This window comes from Serratia sp. CY29653, from assembly GCF_052169255.1.
GTDB classification, from domain to species: domain Bacteria; phylum Pseudomonadota; class Gammaproteobacteria; order Enterobacterales; family Enterobacteriaceae; genus Serratia; species Serratia sarumanii.
Map to the genome: position 1 here is coordinate 1 of NZ_JBJNLC010000001.1, position 16,129 is coordinate 16,129.

The window sequence follows — 16,129 nt, forward strand, 5'->3', positions numbered from 1 at the left end:
TTGTCATCGTAGAAAGCGGTCAGCTTGCCGAGCTTGAGGGTACCGGCCAGAGAGCAGACTTCGTGCGAGATGCCTTCCATCATGCAGCCATCGCCCATGAAGGCGTAGGTGTGGTGGTCAACGATGTCGTGACCCGGGCGGTTGAACTGCGCCGCCAGGGTGCGTTCGGCGATGGCGAAGCCGACGGCGTTGGCAATGCCCTGGCCCAGCGGGCCGGTGGTGGTCTCAACGCCCGGGGTGTAGCCGTACTCCGGGTGCCCTGGGGTTTTGGAATGCAGCTGACGGAAGTTTTCCAGCTCGCGCATCGGCAGGTCATAGCCGGTGAGGTGCAGGAGGCTGTAAATCAACATGGAGCCGTGGCCGTTGGAGAGCACGAAACGGTCGCGGTCAGCCCAGTGCGGGTTAGTCGGGTTGTGGTTGAGGTAGTCACGCCACAGGACTTCGGCGATGTCCGCCATGCCCATAGGGGCACCGGGGTGGCCGGAATTGGCTTTTTGTACGGCGTCCATGCTGAGTGCGCGGATGGCGTTGGCAAGCTCTTTACGAGAAGACATAACGAAACTCCAGTGCGGTTACAGTTGAGCGGCCAACATGTCTTCCAGCTTCTGCTGGTCGACGGCGAACAGGCGAATGCCTTCGGCGAGTTTCTCCACCGCCATGGCGTCCTGATTGTGCAGCCAGCGGAACTCCGCTTCGGCCAGCGGGGCCGGTTGGTGGAAGCCCTCGGTGGACGGGGTCAGCTTGCGCTCGACCGGCCGGTCGCTATTTTTCAGCTGTTCCAAAAGGTTCGGCGCGATGGTCAGGCGATCGCAGCCGGCCAGCGCCAGGATCTGCTCAACCTTGCGGAAGCTGGCGCCCATGATCACCGTCTGGTAACGATGACGCTTGTAGTATTCATAGATGGTGCGCACCGATTTCACGCCCGGATCCTGCTCGGCATCGTAGTCGGCGGCAGGCTGTTTGGCCTGATACCAGTCATAGATGCGGCCGACGAACGGCGAGATCAGATACACGCCGGCTTCGGCGCAGGCGCGGGCCTGGGCGAAGGAGAACAGCAGCGTCAGGTTGGTGTTGATGCCTTCTTTTTCCAGCTCCTCGGCGGCTTTGATGCCTTCCCAGGTGGAAGCCAGTTTGATCAGGATGCGCGATTTGTCGATGCCCTGTTCTTGATACATGGCGATCAGCTTTCGCGCTTTGGCGACGCACATGCCGCGATCGAACGACAGGCGGGCGTCCACTTCGGTGGAGATGCGGCCCGGCACGCTTTTGAGGATCTCGACGCCGATATTGACCGCCAGCTTATCGCTGGCGTTGATCAGCTGGGTTTCCTTGCTGCCGCCTTGGCGGCGGGCATAGTCCAGCGCTTCGGTGATCAGCGCCTTGTACTGCGCCAGCGCGGCGGCTTTCAGGATCAGCGAAGGGTTGGTGGTAGCGTCCTGGGGTTCGAACTGGCGGATGGATTCGATATCGCCGCTGTCGGCGACCACCGTGGTCAGCTGCTTGAGTGCGTCTAATTGATTCATTGATAAGCTCCTTGACCAAGCTCAACGTAGGGAAATGAGAACCTTTTTCATCATAGGGGGAACACACTGCATCATCGGGTCGGGAATGAAAATGCGCTTTTTCTGATTGTTGCGATGGATAATAACAATGAATGCCGAATAAACCCAGGCGGAGCGCGGCTTGCGCGCGACCGCCATCGAGACTGCAGGCGGTTTAACGCCGTCCGGCCGCGTTTTCGTAATAGCCGATTCGCTCGACTTTCGGCGCCGATCCTCCCCCCTCAAACTCCGATTCCAGCCAGGCATCGACGATGGTTTTCGCCAGTTCGGCACCGATGACCCGCGCGCCCAGCGTGATGATCTGAGCATCATTGCTTTTGCGCGCCCGTTGGGCGGAGTAGGTATCGTGACATTGCGCCGCACGAATGCCGGGCACTTTATTGGCCACGATGCTCATACCGATGCCGGTGCCGCACAGCAGGATGCCCCGCCGATGTTTTTCCTCCCGTATCGCCTGCGCGACGCGATAGGCGATATCGGGATAGATCCCCGTTTCTGCGGCGCGATCCGTCGTGTAGTCAATGACGGGGATGTCCCGTTGTTGCAGGTGGGCAACGATCAGATCCTTCAGTTCAATGGCGGCATCATCGGCGCCGATGGCGATAGGCAGCATAGCGGTCTCCTGATTGGTAACGAAAAGGGTGGCGATCCTCGGTGGCGCCACGTTCATTACCGTATCCCTGTTTAATCAAATGTTCAATTGATGTTCTTTTGTTTTTTGCTGGATTTTTCAGTTTGCCACTGTAAAAGGTGATATCAGTCACTAAAAAAGGGCTTTCAATCGTTGTTCACCCTAGTTGAGACGGGTTTTTGAGCGATATCACACTTTGATAAGTTCACTGTGGGCAAATTGAACGCGCGGCGTTAGTGTTCATTTGTTCTTTGTTTGTATTAATGATCAAAATAAGTTCCCCTACCAGAGGAGAGTGCTATGTGTCAGACCTGCATAACAGAGGCGAAAATGGCGGCCGGTATCCCCGAGATCATGAAGGCGGTTGTGGCGTACGCCCCGAAAGATTACCGCCTGGAACAGGTGCCGGTACCGAAGATCGGCCCGAAAGAGATCCTGGTGAAGATCGAGGCCTGCGGCATCTGCGCCGGTGATGTTAAAGCGTTCGAAGGGGCGCCCAGCTTCTGGGGCGATGAAAAACAACCGGCATACATCAAGGCGCCGATGATCCCCGGTCATGAATTTATCGGCCATGTCGTGGGGTATGGCGAAGGCGTCGAGGGCTTCAATCTCGGCGATCGCGTGATATCAGAACAAATCGTTCCCTGCTGGCAATGCCGCTTCTGCAACCGCGGTCAGTATTGGATGTGCGAAAAGCATGACCTGTACGGTTTCCAGAAAAACGTTAACGGCGGCATGGCCGAGTACATGAAGTTCACCAAAGAGGCGATTAACTACCATGTGCCGGCCGACCTGCCGATCGAAAAAGCCATTCTGATCGAACCCTATGCTTGCTCCTTCCATGCGGTGCAACGCGCCAATATCAAACTGGGCGATGTGGTGGTGTTGGCCGGCGCCGGCACCCTGGGGCTGGGCATGATCGGGGCGATCAAAAAGTCCGGGCCTTCGAAGCTGGTGGTGCTGGATCTGTCCGACGAACGTCTGGCCTTGGCGAAGCGCTTCGGCGCGGATGTGACGCTGAATCCCACCCGTGACGACGTGCCCGCCGCGGTTAAAGCGATGACCGACGGCTACGGCTGCGACATCTACATCGAGGCGACCGGCGCACAGAAGTCCGTGGAACAGGGCCTGACGCTGATCCGCAAGCTCGGCACCTTCGTCGAATTTTCCGTGTTCAAGGATCCGGTGACCGTCGATTGGAGCATCATCAGCGACCGCAAGGAGCTGGACGTGCTCGGTTCGCACCTCGGCCCTTACTGCTACCCGCTGGTGATCGAAGGCATCGCCAATGGCGATCTGCCGACCGAAGGCGTGGTGACGCATACGTTGCCGCTGGAACAGTTCGCCGAAGGTTTCGAGCTGATGAAGCGCGGCATCGGTTCAATCAAAGTGGTGCTTAATCCAAACCTCTGAAACCTGCGTCGTTCCTCGGGTGCGGGCGAGCCTGCGCCTCCATAATCACATGTGCTGGGGTGTTCTATGTTGCATGGACTGATTCATCGCATTGGTCTGTCACCGAAACTGCTGCTGGGCTATGCCGGCGTGTTGGTGTTCATGATGGGCGAAGGGCTGGAACAAGGATGGCTGTCGCCTTATTTGATTGGCAAAGGGCTTAGCATTCAGGAATCGGCGCTGCTGTTCAGCGTTTATGGCTTTGCGGCCGCGATCGCCGCCTGGTTTTCCGGCGTGCTGGCGGAAATCTTTACCGCCCGGCGGGTGATGTTGGCCGGCCTGCTGCTGTTTCTATTCGGTTCGGTGTGCTTTTTGACGTTCGGCCTGCCGAGCAACAACCTGGCGATCATGGTGCCGACCTATGCGCTGCGCGGCTTGGGCTATCCGCTATTTGCCTACGGTTTTCTGGTGTGGGTGGCGTATGAGGCGCCGCCGGAAAGGCTGGGGTCGGCGGTGGGGATTTTCTGGTTCGTCTACAGCGGCGGGCTCAGCGTGCTGGGCGTGCTGTATTCCAGCATCATGCTGCCTTATCTCGGCGAGATCCACACGCTGTGGAGCGCGCTGATTTTCGTCGTGCTGGGCGCGGTGATTGCGCTGATGCTCAATCGCGACGACGGCGCGGCACAGCGCGGCAACCGGGAAAAAGCGTCGCTGGGTTACGTCTTGAAAGGCATCACCATCGCGTTTGAAAACCCGAAGATCGGCCTGGGCGGCATCGTGCGCACCATTAATACCTCTGCGGCTTACGGCTTCGTCGTATTCATGCCCATGTACATGATGGATATGGGGTTCACCCGCACGCATTGGCTGCAGATGTACGCCGCGCTGTGGACGGTCAACATCATTTTCAACCTGATTTTCGGCGTGATCAGCGACGGGCTCGGCTGGCGCAATGTGGTGATGTGGTTCGGCTGCGTCGGCTGCGCCTTGACCACGCTGATGTTCTACTACGTGCCGCAATTCTTTGGCGCCAACTACCTGCTGACCGTGTGCGCCGCCGGGTTGTTCGGCGCCTGCCTGGCGGCGTTCGTGCCGCTGTCGGCCATCATGCCGTCGCTGGCGCCGGACAATAAGGGCGCGGCGATGTCGATTCTCAATCTGGGCGCCGGCCTGAGCACCTTTGTCGGCCCGGCGGTGGTGGGGCTGTTTATCGGCAGCCTCGGCGCCGTTGGCGTGATCTGGATCTTTACCGGCTTGTACCTGTTCAGCGGCGTGCTGATGAAATTTGTCACGCTGCCGAAAGAAAGCGCGACGGCGCAGGAAGAACGCGGCGCGAGTTTGGCGAAAATATCCTGACCGATCGTGAAGTTCACAGTTTTAAGGGGAAATTTATGATTAATCATCAAACTACGGCGCCGCGCGAGCTCTCGCTGCAGGGCAAGGTGGCGCTGATTACCGGCGGTGCTGCAGGGATCGGTCTCGCGATTGCCGAACGCTATCTGCAAAACGGCGCGCGCGTGGCGCTGCTCGATCGGGCGCCGCAGGTTGCGGAAGTGGCGCGACAGCTGGACGCCGAGGCGGCGCTGGGCGTCGTGGCCGACGTCACCGATGCCGCGTCGGTGGAGCGGGCGGTGGCGCAGATTGAGGCGCATTTCGGGCGGCTGGACGTGCTGGTCAACAGCGCCGGCATCGTCGCGCTGCATCCGGCCGAGGAGCTGCCGGAAACGGCGTGGGATGCAACCCTGGCGGTCAATCTGAAAGGCGTGTTTCTTACCTGCCAGGCGGTAGGGCGCCGTTTCATTAGTCAGCGCGGCGGCAGCATCATCAATCTCGCCTCGCAGGCCGGGGTGGTGGCTTTGCCTAATCACCTGGCCTATTGCGCCAGCAAAGCGGGCGTGATCGGGTTGACCCAGGTGCTGGCGCTGGAGTGGGGGCCGCACAACGTGCGGGTCAACGCCATTTCACCCACCGTCGTTTTGACGGAGTTGGGCCGTAAGGCCTGGTCTGGCGAGGTGGCTGAGCAGATGAAGCAGAAAATCCCGCTGCGGCGCTTTGCTGAGCCGCAAGATATCGCCGCCAGCGCCCTGTTTTTGGCCGGTGACGCGGCGGCGATGATCACCGGCGCCAACCTGGTGGTCGACGGCGGTTACACCATTCAATAATTTCTTATTCAGGCGACAGAGAGGCCGCGATGAACAGAATCATTAACGATCCCGATCACGTAGTGGAAGACGCCATTCAGGGCTACAGGCTGGCCCACCCGAACTATTACGCCGCCACCGACAATGCGCGGGTGTTGAAATATCCGCCTGCGCCGATCGCCGGCAAAGTGGGCATCGTCACCGGCGGCGGCTCCGGCCATGAGCCGGCGTTCCTGGGCTATGTCGGCAAAAACATGCTGGATGCCGTCGCGATTGGCGAGATTTTTTCATCGCCTACGGCGGGGGCTTTTCTCGACGCCTTCAAGGCGGCGGACAGCGGTGCGGGCGTCGCTTGCCTGTACGGCAACTACGCCGGCGACAACATGAACGTCAAGATGGCGATCAAGAAGGCGACGGCGGCCGGCATACGGGTGAAAACCGTGGTGGCCAACGATGACGTCGCCTCGGCGCCGGCCAGTGAGAGGGACAAGCGACGCGGCGTGGCCGGCGAAATTCTGATGTGGAAGGTCGGCGCGGCGGCGGCGGCCAAGGGATACGATCTGGACGGCGTGATCGGCGCGGCGCAAAAAGCCATCGACCGGTGTCGTTCGATCGGCGTCGGCCTCAGTTCCTGCACCATTCCCGCGGTCGGCAAACCCAATTTTCATATCGAAGACGGCAAGATGGAGATCGGCATCGGCCATCACGGCGAACCGGGCATTGAGGTATCGCCGATCCAGTCGGCGTCGGCGATGGCCGGCACCATGCTCGATTTTGTGCTCAACGATATGCCGTTGGAACAAGGCCAGGAGGTGGCGTTGCTGATCTCCGGGCTTGGCGCCACGCCGGTGATGGAGCTGTATATCTATTATGCCGAAATAGAGCGCCGGTTGACGGCGAAAGGAGTGCGGGTGCATCGGCGCTACGTCGGCAATTACTTCACGTCGCTGGAAATGATGGGCGTGACGCTGACGCTGATGACGCTGGATGACGAACTGAAAACGCTGCTGGACATGCCGGCGCAATCTTTAGGCTTAACCCAGGTGGAGTGAATCATGACGGAACAAATTTCAACCCGGTACGGCAGTGAGATCGTTACGGGGCTGATAGAAACCATTGTCAGCAACCGCGAATACCTGAGCGAAATCGACGGCGCCATCGGCGACGGTGACCATGGCATTAATATGTCGAAGGGATTCGCGATGTGCGGCGATGCCATTCGCGGCCGCGAGCTCACGCTGGCGCAGGCGTTCGATGCGGTATCGGATGCGCTGATGGAGGGCATCGGCGGTTCGATGGGGCCGCTGTACGGCAGCCTGTTCATGGGCATGGCGGAGAGCGTCCGTGAGCGCAGCGTGCTGGATAAGCAGGCATTTTTGGCGATGTTGCACGGCGGATTGAGCGAACTGCAGGACATCAGCAGCGCGGGCGTGGGCGACAAGTGTCTGATGGATACGCTGATACCGGCGGTGGCGGCGTTTGAGCAGGCGGCGGGGCGCGGTGACGACTTCGCCGCAGCGCTGGAAAAGATGAGGATCGCCGCGGAACGCGGGCGCGATTCCACGCGTGAGCTGGTGGCGAAAATCGGCCGCGCCAGCCGTCTGGGCGAGCGTTCGCGCGGCGTACTGGACGCCGGCGCGGTATCTTGCTGCCTGCTCTTGACTCGATTGGCGGACGAGGTGGAACAACGACTGAATACCGTTGCCGCTTGAACGCGTTATACTAGCGGGCATTCAGCCTTGTCGGAGGGGCGTGTATCGTCCCTCCGCCATCATCAACCGGCCTGCCGTGGGGAAACGTCTAACGGATGGAAAAACAAACTGTGTCCCAGGATAACGAACTGCTGACCGAAATCGCCGTTGCTTATTATCAGGATGAGATCACGCAGGAAGAGATCGCCAAAAAATTCGGCATCTCACGGATCAAAGTCGGTCGTTTGCTCAAGCGCGCCAAGGAAGAAGGCATCGTCGAGATCAACGTGCGTTATCACCCGGTATTCAGCACCCGGCTGGAACAGCAGATGATGGAGCGTTTTCCCATCAGCCGCGCGTTGATCGCGCTCGACCATCAGGACGAAGAGGAACAGCGTCGGCAGGTGGCGGCGCTGGTGTCCAACTATCTGGCGATGTCGCTGAAAGACGATATGGTGTTGGCGGTCGGCCAGGGACGCAACGTGGCGGCGATCGCCGATCACGTCGGCAGCGTGACGGAACGCAACTGCAAGTTCATCTGCGGCATCGGCGGCACCCACCGTCCGGGCGATGCGATCAACGCCGACCATATCAGTCGGCGCTTGGCGAAGAAGTTCGGCGGCAGCAGCGAGACGCTTTACGCGCCGGCCTACGTCGAAAATCGCGCGCTGAAAGACGCCTTCATGCAGAACGGTACGATCAAGGAAACGCTGGACCGCGCGCGTAAGGCCGATGTGGCGTTAGTCGGCATTGGCGACATGAATGAAAACAGCTATATGGTGAAATTGGGGTGGTTTACGCCGCACGAGATTATCGACGCCAGCCTTAATCAGGGCGTGATCGGCGACATCGCCGGCTATGACTTTTTCAATGCTCAGGGGCAGCATGTCGACACGGTGATGAATGACAGAGTGATCGGGCTGAGCATTGATGAGCTGCGCAAAATCCCTTGCGTGATCGCCATTGCTTCCGAGAATACCAAGGCGTTGGCGATTTTGGGCGCTTTGCGCACCGGCGCCATCGACATTATCGCCACCAGCGCGCTCAATGTGCGCACTATCCTCAACATGTCGCAATAGCGGCACCTGCAAAAAAAAAGGGTTCAGCGCCAGGCTGAACCCTCAACGATCTCCTCATTTGACCGATTATTTGCTCAGGTTGACGTCGATCGCCTGATAGAAGGCGTTGGCGGTGTCGGCTATGTCCCACACGGCAAGGATCACGTGCGAACCGCTGCGATCTGCCGGTATGTTGCACTGGTGGGTGACCTGTGCGGCAGGGATGGCGCCGCCGTCGTTGAACTGGCAGAACGGCGTCAGGTCAAAGGAAGCGCGGGTCAGCGGCTGCGAAGCGTCCCAGTTCGGCTTGGTGATGAAATAGCGCCAGCTGGTGGTGCTGTGACGGGCGGTCAGCTTCCAGGTAAAGGAGTTCGGGCCGGTTTTCAGGTTGAGCTTGTTCCAGCGCGTCGGCGTTTGCTGATCCAGTTCGAAGAAGGTGGACTTGTCGGCGCTGGCGATGTGGCCGTCAGCCGGGCCGGCCTGTGGGAAGCCTTTCAGGCCTTCGACGCTCTGCGGTTCGTACTGCACGCTGCCGCACTGCGTGTTGAGCTGCAGTTTGCACTGATAGGCGCGGCTGGCCGGCGATTCGACATAACCGTGAGCATTCGCCTGTTGCGAAACGCCGAACATGGCTGCGCTCAGCAGGCCCAGAGAGAATAGGGTACGGGAAGTTTTGTTCATAAGTCACTCCTGACTGAAATTATGTTGTAAGTTGAGCGTATTTCACCGACAAAATGAGAGGCTAATAACGTAATCGGAAATAACCCTTCTTGTCGGCTTGTTTTATTTTTATCATTCTGGTCGTGCGGCAGAGCGGAATGTTTTAACGGCTATTAACGAAAATTATTATGATGACGATCTTTGATCGTTAGGCTGAATTTATTTAACTGTCACAATGCAAAAATAGAGCGCTATGATGAATTTTATATCAGGGCGTGATGAATAGTATTTAAGATAGCGCTCTCATTTATGAAGTATATTGCTTGTTGCCTTGAGTATCCTTGTTCGATTTGATCGATTTTTGTGCGCCACCACCTTGGGAATTTAGTGTCATTTTTCTTGTTTTATTTTAAAGAGGAATTTGTATGACTAGATTATCCCTGGACGCGATTAAAATAATCAGCACCATTAAGAGCACCGGCTCTTTCTCTATGGCGGCGGAGGCGCTGCATAAAACGCCTTCGGCAATCTCTTATCGGGTTTCCAATATTGAAAGCAAACTCTGCGTGAAACTTTTTCATCGCAATGGCCCCATGATTACCCTGACGGATGAAGGGGAATTTCTCCTGCAGGAGGGCAGCTGGATATTAAATGCGGTGCAGGATCTGGAAAGCCGGGTAAGAAACATCCCCAAGCTGGACAATAATATCCGCCTGGCGGTGGATACCTTCTTCCCGTTGGAGACCCTGACGCAGGATATCCGCGACTATATTCAGCATTGCCCGAACGCCAATATCTCGGTGCAGCGGGAAGCGCTGAACGGCACCTGGGATGCGCTGAAGAACAACCGGGCGGATCTGATCATCGCCATCGGCCAAATCCCCGACAGCGTACAGGCCAAAACCCTGATGCTCGGCAAGCTCAACTTTGTGCTGTGCGTGTCGCCCTCGCATCCGTTCGCGGCGCAGAAAAAGCCGGTGTGCAAGAAGCAGCGCTTGAACGACATCGTGGTTGCGATCGCCGACAGCAGCCATGAACTGCCCAAACGCAATCACGGCACGTTGCCTTTGCAGCGCCAACTGGTGGTGTGCGACGTGGAAAGCAACCTGGCGTTGCTCAAACGCGGCATCGGCCACGCTTTTCTGCCGCCGTCGCTGATCGAAAAGGAACTGGCCAGCGGCGAACTGGTGACGGTGCCGGTGGAGATGCAAAAGGGCGACGAAATGATTTGGCTGGCGTGGCATCCGGCCAGCAAGGGCGCCGGGTTTAACTGGTGGCATGAGCGGCTGACGCGCAAAAGCGATGTTTACAGCCTGATGGGCCGCGAAGTGGTGCGGGATGGCGGCTATCCTTGGTGCCACAACTGAAGGAATAGAGACGAAGGGACGCGAAAATCAAACGGTTAACTCAATGAAAACCCCGCAGCGCTCGGCTACGGGGTTTTTTTATGGCTTACGCCACGCGGCCCACCTTCAGCCAGGCGCTGTCGGAGCCGGGCGCCGAGGTGATGTAACCCCATTTGGTCTGCCAGACGTAACCCTGATAGGACACCAGCGCGCCCTGCGCGTAAGTGGTGCCCGGCACGTAGGCCGGCGCGGTCATGATCGGCAGGTTGCCGGGGCCGACGCCGGTGTAACGCAGGCCGGTGCCCATATCCAGCTGGCTGTCGTCGTAGTCCGCGGCGTTGAAATAGCGATCCAGCGCGGCCAGCAGATCACCGTTGCGGTTGTCTTGCCCCAGATGCCAGAACATCACGCCGCCCAGCTGCTGCTGCTTGATGTACTTCGCTTTGTATTTGAAGCTTTCGGCATCGTCATAGGTGACGAACAGCCCGTTCTGCGCATGATACAGGTAAGGGGTTTTCGTCTTGTCGTTCCACAACCGCTGATAGCCGTAGTTGCCCTGCAGCATCTGCTCCAGCTGGCGATAGGAGGCGATGCGCGGATCCTTGTCGCGCACGCACTCTTCGCAGCCCACCAGCCAGTAATCGGTGCTCGGATACGGATCTTCGCCCGGCGTGCTGTGGCTGCTGTACTGGCCGCCGTTGCTGCCGCTGACGCCCTTGAAGGCGCGGCCGTAGAAGGGGACGCCCATCACGATCTTGGCGCTCGGCACGCCTTCCATCATCAGGTGCTGCTGCACCGCGGCGTCGACCGTCAGGCTGAACGGGCTGGGGAAGGCGCGGGTCAGCTCTTCCCAGCTCCAGCCCAGATTGGCTTCGCGCAGCGCGTTGTAGAAGGTCGGCCCGGCCGCGTCGCCGAACAGCGCCGCCTGGTGGTTGGTGATCTTCTCCCAGGGGCCGGCCAGATCGTAGGTCATCAGGTTGATGTAATCGAGCGGCGCGACGATCTGCGCCAGCTTGCTGTAATAGCGCGACAGGAAGAAGGCGCCGCCGGCGCCGGCGATAGTCAACTGATACGGCAGCGCCTGGCGGCCGTCGGCGACGGTTTGCTGATTCAGCAGGGTGCGGATCTCTTGCAGCGCGGCGATGAAACCGTCCACTTCTGATGCTTGCGGGTACTCCCAGTCGATGTCCACGCCGTCGAAGCCGTAATCCTTCATGATGCGCACGCAGGATTGGGCAAACTTGGTGCGCGAGGCCGGGGTTTTCACCGCGTTGACGTAGTTGGCGTGCGACACGCCCAGATCGTTGGAGTAGTACCAACCGCCGATGGAGAACATGATGCGCAGGCTGGGATTGTGCGCCTTGAGCGCGGTCAGGCGGTTGACCACATCGCGCGCCTTGGCATCGTTGGTGGCCGGATCCCAGGCGCATTCCAGGTTGCTGTTGATATCCAGGAACGAGAAGTTGATGTGCGTCAGCTGTTTGGCTTTGGCCGGCGTGATGTTGGAAACCGGGAACGGCACGACGGACGTATCGGACTCGGTGTAATTATTGATTTGGTTGGTCGGAATAAAATAATACCCAATAACGGCTTTGCGTGTGGACATGGTATTTCTCCAGAGTGGATGTTTTTAAGATGGGACATATTTCCCGCAGCCATTAATGTTTATTTTTCGTGAAAACGAAAGTCGAAATAAATCACGATAACAATGAAATTTTATTCATTGCCGTCAACATTGGCGCTTATGCGTTGTGCCAACGCTCAGCATGAATGAATTCGACCATAGGGCCTGTATTTATTCATTTGCTTTGTAATAGCATCCTTAACTAGATTCTGATTATCCGATGTCCCACCGGCCGTGATTGGCATTTAATTAAAAATAAAAAAGGAGATGAGCTATGTCCAGCATAGAGCCTGACGCTGTTGGCTTAATAGTCCAGCGAGTATGTGAATATCTTCAGCCGGTATTAAACGCCATTTTGGCCGGCGTCATGGCGCTATTGCACGGCGCTTACCGCAACGTGGGCATTCGGCGCCGTTTATTGAATGCGGCGATGTGCGCGTTATTGGCCTGGACGGTGCGCGATGCGCTGGCGCTGATGGGCCTGGAATTAAAGTGGGCGAATTTGGCCAGCGTACTGATTGGCTTTATGGGGGCAGATTACATCAACGCCTTAATTAAAAAATTCATCGGCAAAAAGACGGGGTTTAAAAATGTTAAATGACATCGAAGAGATTCGTTTTACCGCCCGCAGCGAAGAGAACCTGCGCGGCGTGCACCCGGATCTGGTGCGCGTTATTCGTCTGGCGCTGCGTTATTCGCTGGTGCCGTTTTCCGTCAGCGAGGGGCTGCGCAGCATGGCGCGCCAGCGGGAAATGGTGCGCGCCGGCAGCAGCCAAACGCTGCGCAGCCGCCATCTGACCGGCCACGCGGTGGACGTGGTGGCGATGCCGGCGGGTGTGGTCTCCTGGGAGTGGGATTACTACGCGCAGATTGCGGTGGCGGTGCGGCGCGCGGCGCGTGAATGCGGGGTCAACGTCGAATGGGGCGGCGAGTGGAAAACCCTCAAGGATGGCCCGCACTTCCAGCTGGCGTTCCGGGACTATCCGGCATGAGCGGCTGGCTGCAAAAACTGATGCAGGGCGGGTTGCTGCTGCTGTTGCTGGCGGCCATCAGCCTCGGCGGCTACAGCTCGCTGCTGTCGCACCAGTTGGCGTCCGCGCGCCAACAGGCGGCGGAGCTACAGAAAAGCCTGGCGCAGCAGGCCGGGCTGATCGCCACCCTGCAGACCCAGGATGCGCAAAACCGCGCGCTGATGGCGGCGCAGCAGCGGCAGGAACGGCAGCTGCGCCAACAACACGAGGCTTATCAGAGGAAATACCGTGAAGCGATTAAAAACGATCCCTGCGCCGCTCAGCCTCTGCCTGGCGCTGTGCTTGAGCTCCTGCGCCCGGCCGCCGGCGCCGCAGGCCGTGCCGCTGTTGCCCCCTGAATCGGTGTTCGCGCCCTGTGAGCAACCGCAGCTGCAAGGGGAGACCTGGGGCGATGCGGTAAGCTATACCCTGGCGTTACAAACCTCGTTACACATTTGCGCCGGCCAGGTGGAGACGCTCAACGCCTGGCGCGACACGCTGCCGCCACGCTGACGGCAGCGCTTCTTCGACTCGTCTCGCGATCCTTTTTTTACTTTTAAAACGGTCTTTCGGCCAAGGTTATGGCGCGCTTCAAAGTTTGTGATGTTTCTCTCACTATACTTCAAGGCTGCGCCCTGTCATTGTACTTGGGCGCCACGGCCCACGGCAGGGCGCAGCCTCAAAGCCTTACCTCAACATAAAAGCAAAAAACAAAGGAATCCATAATGGACGAACAGCTCAAACAGAGTGCCCTTGATTTCCATCAGTTTCCTGTCCCAGGGAAGATCCAGGTTTCCCCCACCAAACCGTTGGCGACCCAGCGCGATCTGGCGTTGGCCTATTCGCCGGGCGTCGCCGCGCCTTGCCTCGAGATCGCCGAAGATCCGTTGGCAGCCTACAAATACACCGCGCGCGGCAACCTGGTGGCGGTGATTTCCAACGGCACGGCGGTACTGGGTCTGGGCAATATCGGCGCGTTGGCCGGTAAGCCGGTGATGGAAGGCAAGGGCGTTTTGTTCAAGAAGTTTTCCGGTATCGATGTGTTTGATATCGAAGTGGATGAGCATAACCCTGACAAATTGATCGACATTATCGCCGCGCTGGAACCGACCTTCGGCGGCATCAACCTGGAAGACATCAAGGCGCCGGAGTGTTTCTACATCGAACAGAAACTGCGCGAGCGCATGAAGATCCCGGTGTTCCACGACGACCAGCACGGCACGGCGATCATCACCACTGCGGCGGTGCTCAACGGCCTGCGCGTGGTGAAGAAGAATATCTCCGACGTACGCCTGGTGGTGTCCGGCGCCGGCGCGGCCTCCATCGCCTGCCTGAACCTGCTGGTGGCGCTGGGGCTGCGGCAACAGAACATCACCGTTTGCGACTCCAAGGGCGTCATCTATAAAGGCCGCGACGCCAATATGGAGCAGACCAAAGCCGCCTACGCCATCGAGGATAACGGCCAGCGCACGCTGGGCGACGCCATCCCGAACGCCGACATCTTCCTCGGCTGCTCCGGCCCGGGTGTCTTGACGCAGGATATGGTGAAAACCATGGCGCGCGATCCGCTGATCATGGCGCTGGCCAACCCGGAACCGGAAATTCTGCCGCCGCTGGCCAAAGCGGTGCGCCCGGACGCCATCATCTGTACCGGCCGTTCCGATTACCCGAACCAGGTGAACAACGTCCTGTGCTTCCCGTTCATCTTCCGCGGCGCGCTGGACGTGGGCGCGACCACCATCAACGAAGAGATGAAGCTGGCCTGCGTGCACGCCATCGCCGATCTGGCGCTGGCGGAGCAGAGCGACGTGGTGGCTTCCGCCTATGACGATCAGGATCTCTCCTTCGGGCCGGAATACATCATCCCGAAACCGTTCGATCCGCGCCTGATCGTCAAGATCGCGCCGGCGGTAGCCAAGGCGGCGATGGACTCCGGCGTGGCGACGCGCCCGATCGAAGACTTCGACGCTTACGTCGAGAAGCTGGCGGAGTTCGTCTACAAAACCAACCTGTTCATGAAGCCGATCTTCTCGCAGGCGCGCAAAGAGGTGAAGCGGGTGGTGCTGGCGGAAGGTGAGGAAGAGCGCGTGCTGCACGCCACGCAGGAGCTGGTGTCGCAGGGGCTGGCCTTCCCGATCCTGGTCGGCCGCCCGAGCGTGATCGAGATGCGCCTGAAAAAGCTGGGCCTGCAGCTGACGCCGGGCAAAGATTTCGAAGTGGTGAACAACGAGTCGGATCCGCGCTTTAACGAATACTGGGGCGAGTACTACCAGATCATGAAACGCCGCGGCGTCTCGCAAGAGCAGGCGCGCCGTGCGGTGATCGGCAACCCGACGCTGATCGCCGCCATCATGCTGCACCGCGGCGAAGCGGACGCGATGATCTGCGGCACCATCGGCAGCTACCACGAGCATTACGACGTGGTGAAGAACGTGTTCGGCTTCCGTGAAGGCGCGCACGTCGCCGGCGCGATGAACGCGCTGCTGCTGCCGAGCGGCAACACCTTTATCGCCGACACCTACGTCAACGACGATCCGACCCCGGAACAGCTGGCGGAGATCACCCTGATGGCGGCGGAAACCGTGCGCCGCTTCGGCATCGAGCCGAAGGTGGCGCTGCTGTCTCACTCCAGCTTCGGCTCTTCCGACTGCCCGGCGGCGCGCAAGATGCGCAAAACGCTGGAACTGGTGAACGAGCTGGCGCCCGAGCTGGAGATCGACGGCGAAATGCACGGCGACGCCGCATTGGTGGAAAGCATCCGTCACGATCTGATGCCGGACAGCCCGCTGAAAGGCTCGGCCAACCTGCTGATCATGCCGAACATGGAAGCGGCGCGCATCAGCTACAACCTGCTGCGCGTCTCCTGCTCGGAAGGGGTGACCGTCGGGCCGGTGCTGATGGGGGTCGCCAAGCCGGTGCACATCCTGACGCCGATCGCCTCGGTGCGCCGCATCGTCAACATGGTGGCGCTGGCGGTGGTGGAAGCCCAGACCCAGCCGCTGTAAGCCCGGGTT

Annotated in this window: 16 protein-coding genes and 1 pseudogene; 12 read left to right on the plus strand and 5 right to left on the minus strand. The window is 59.1% G+C overall.

Features of this window, described 5'->3' with window-relative positions; translation table 11 throughout:
• The 3 genes and pseudogenes from ACJ8HN_RS00005 to rpiB form a co-directional block, all read right to left on the minus strand.
• Nucleotides 1–554: pseudogene (locus ACJ8HN_RS00005) on the minus strand (transketolase); the annotation flags it as partial.
• Between the two features lie 18 nt (nucleotides 555–572).
• Nucleotides 573–1,523 (minus strand): transaldolase, encoded by a 951-nt coding sequence (gene tal / locus ACJ8HN_RS00010; protein WP_442522909.1) that lies wholly within the window; start codon nucleotides 1,521–1,523, stop codon nucleotides 573–575.
• A 193-nt stretch (nucleotides 1,524–1,716) separates the two neighbouring features.
• Nucleotides 1,717–2,175, minus strand: a complete 459-nt coding sequence (gene rpiB / locus ACJ8HN_RS00015) for a ribose 5-phosphate isomerase B (RefSeq protein ID WP_004936593.1) — start codon at nucleotides 2,173–2,175, stop codon at nucleotides 1,717–1,719.
• A 318-nt stretch (nucleotides 2,176–2,493) separates the two neighbouring features.
• Between rpiB and ACJ8HN_RS00020 the strand changes: the two genes are divergently transcribed.
• From ACJ8HN_RS00020 to ACJ8HN_RS00045, 6 genes are all read left to right on the plus strand, one after another.
• Nucleotides 2,494–3,606 carry an MDR/zinc-dependent alcohol dehydrogenase-like family protein gene (locus tag ACJ8HN_RS00020; protein WP_028127773.1) on the plus strand — a complete coding sequence of 371 codons (1,113 nt, stop codon included), beginning with the start codon at nucleotides 2,494–2,496 and terminating at the stop codon, nucleotides 3,604–3,606.
• Between the two features lie 66 nt (nucleotides 3,607–3,672).
• Nucleotides 3,673–4,941, plus strand: coding sequence for an MFS transporter (locus ACJ8HN_RS00025; protein WP_033639685.1), 1,269 nt, complete (start codon nucleotides 3,673–3,675; stop codon nucleotides 4,939–4,941).
• Nucleotides 4,942–4,976: 35 nt separating this feature from the next.
• The gene (locus tag ACJ8HN_RS00030) at nucleotides 4,977–5,747 is read left to right on the plus strand and encodes an SDR family oxidoreductase (protein WP_042705973.1); all 771 of its coding nucleotides are present in this window, start codon (nucleotides 4,977–4,979) and stop codon (nucleotides 5,745–5,747) included.
• 29 nt (nucleotides 5,748–5,776) lie between these two features.
• Nucleotides 5,777–6,778 (plus strand): dihydroxyacetone kinase subunit DhaK, encoded by a 1,002-nt coding sequence (locus ACJ8HN_RS00035; RefSeq protein ID WP_033639686.1) that lies wholly within the window; start codon nucleotides 5,777–5,779, stop codon nucleotides 6,776–6,778.
• 3 nt (nucleotides 6,779–6,781) lie between these two features.
• Nucleotides 6,782–7,438: a dihydroxyacetone kinase subunit DhaL gene (dhaL, locus tag ACJ8HN_RS00040; RefSeq protein ID WP_033639687.1), complete on the plus strand. Its 657-nt coding sequence runs from the start codon at nucleotides 6,782–6,784 to the stop codon at nucleotides 7,436–7,438.
• Nucleotides 7,439–7,533: 95 nt separating this feature from the next.
• Nucleotides 7,534–8,496 (plus strand): sugar-binding transcriptional regulator, encoded by a 963-nt coding sequence (locus ACJ8HN_RS00045; protein WP_004936575.1) that lies wholly within the window; start codon nucleotides 7,534–7,536, stop codon nucleotides 8,494–8,496.
• Nucleotides 8,497–8,562: 66 nt separating this feature from the next.
• Here ACJ8HN_RS00045 and ACJ8HN_RS00050 read toward each other — a convergent pair whose 3' ends face one another.
• Complete coding sequence (locus tag ACJ8HN_RS00050) at nucleotides 8,563–9,156, minus strand: lytic polysaccharide monooxygenase (protein WP_033635482.1); 594 nt, start codon at nucleotides 9,154–9,156, stop codon at nucleotides 8,563–8,565.
• Nucleotides 9,157–9,560: 404 nt separating this feature from the next.
• Between ACJ8HN_RS00050 and ACJ8HN_RS00055 the strand changes: the two genes are divergently transcribed.
• Nucleotides 9,561–10,502: a LysR family transcriptional regulator gene (locus ACJ8HN_RS00055; protein ID WP_033635481.1), complete on the plus strand. Its 942-nt coding sequence runs from the start codon at nucleotides 9,561–9,563 to the stop codon at nucleotides 10,500–10,502.
• Nucleotides 10,503–10,587: 85 nt separating this feature from the next.
• On the opposite strand, the gene ACJ8HN_RS00060 is transcribed toward ACJ8HN_RS00055, so the two are convergent.
• Nucleotides 10,588–12,087, minus strand: coding sequence for a glycosyl hydrolase family 18 protein (locus tag ACJ8HN_RS00060; RefSeq protein WP_033635479.1), 1,500 nt, complete (start codon nucleotides 12,085–12,087; stop codon nucleotides 10,588–10,590).
• A 292-nt stretch (nucleotides 12,088–12,379) separates the two neighbouring features.
• Here ACJ8HN_RS00060 and ACJ8HN_RS00065 point away from each other — a divergent pair, with 292 nt between their 5' ends.
• From ACJ8HN_RS00065 to maeB, 5 genes are all read left to right on the plus strand, one after another.
• Nucleotides 12,380–12,706 (plus strand): phage holin, lambda family, encoded by a 327-nt coding sequence (locus ACJ8HN_RS00065; protein ID WP_004936551.1) that lies wholly within the window; start codon nucleotides 12,380–12,382, stop codon nucleotides 12,704–12,706.
• Nucleotides 12,696–13,097, plus strand: coding sequence for a M15 family metallopeptidase (locus ACJ8HN_RS00070; RefSeq protein WP_033635478.1), 402 nt, complete (start codon nucleotides 12,696–12,698; stop codon nucleotides 13,095–13,097). Before ACJ8HN_RS00065 ends, ACJ8HN_RS00070 begins: the two co-directional genes overlap by 11 nt.
• Nucleotides 13,094–13,474, plus strand: coding sequence for a DUF2570 family protein (locus ACJ8HN_RS00075; RefSeq protein ID WP_060422075.1), 381 nt, complete (start codon nucleotides 13,094–13,096; stop codon nucleotides 13,472–13,474). The genes ACJ8HN_RS00070 and ACJ8HN_RS00075 overlap by 4 nt, the downstream gene beginning before the upstream one ends.
• The gene (lysC, locus tag ACJ8HN_RS00080; RefSeq protein WP_338808044.1) at nucleotides 13,455–13,628 is read left to right on the plus strand and encodes an Rz1-like lysis system protein LysC; all 174 of its coding nucleotides are present in this window, start codon (nucleotides 13,455–13,457) and stop codon (nucleotides 13,626–13,628) included. The genes ACJ8HN_RS00075 and lysC overlap by 20 nt, the downstream gene beginning before the upstream one ends.
• Before the next feature lie 212 nt (nucleotides 13,629–13,840).
• A complete protein-coding gene (gene maeB, locus ACJ8HN_RS00085) occupies nucleotides 13,841–16,120 on the plus strand; it encodes an NADP-dependent oxaloacetate-decarboxylating malate dehydrogenase (protein WP_033635475.1) in 2,280 nt (759 codons plus the stop codon).
• Nucleotides 16,121–16,129: the final 9 nt, after the last annotated feature.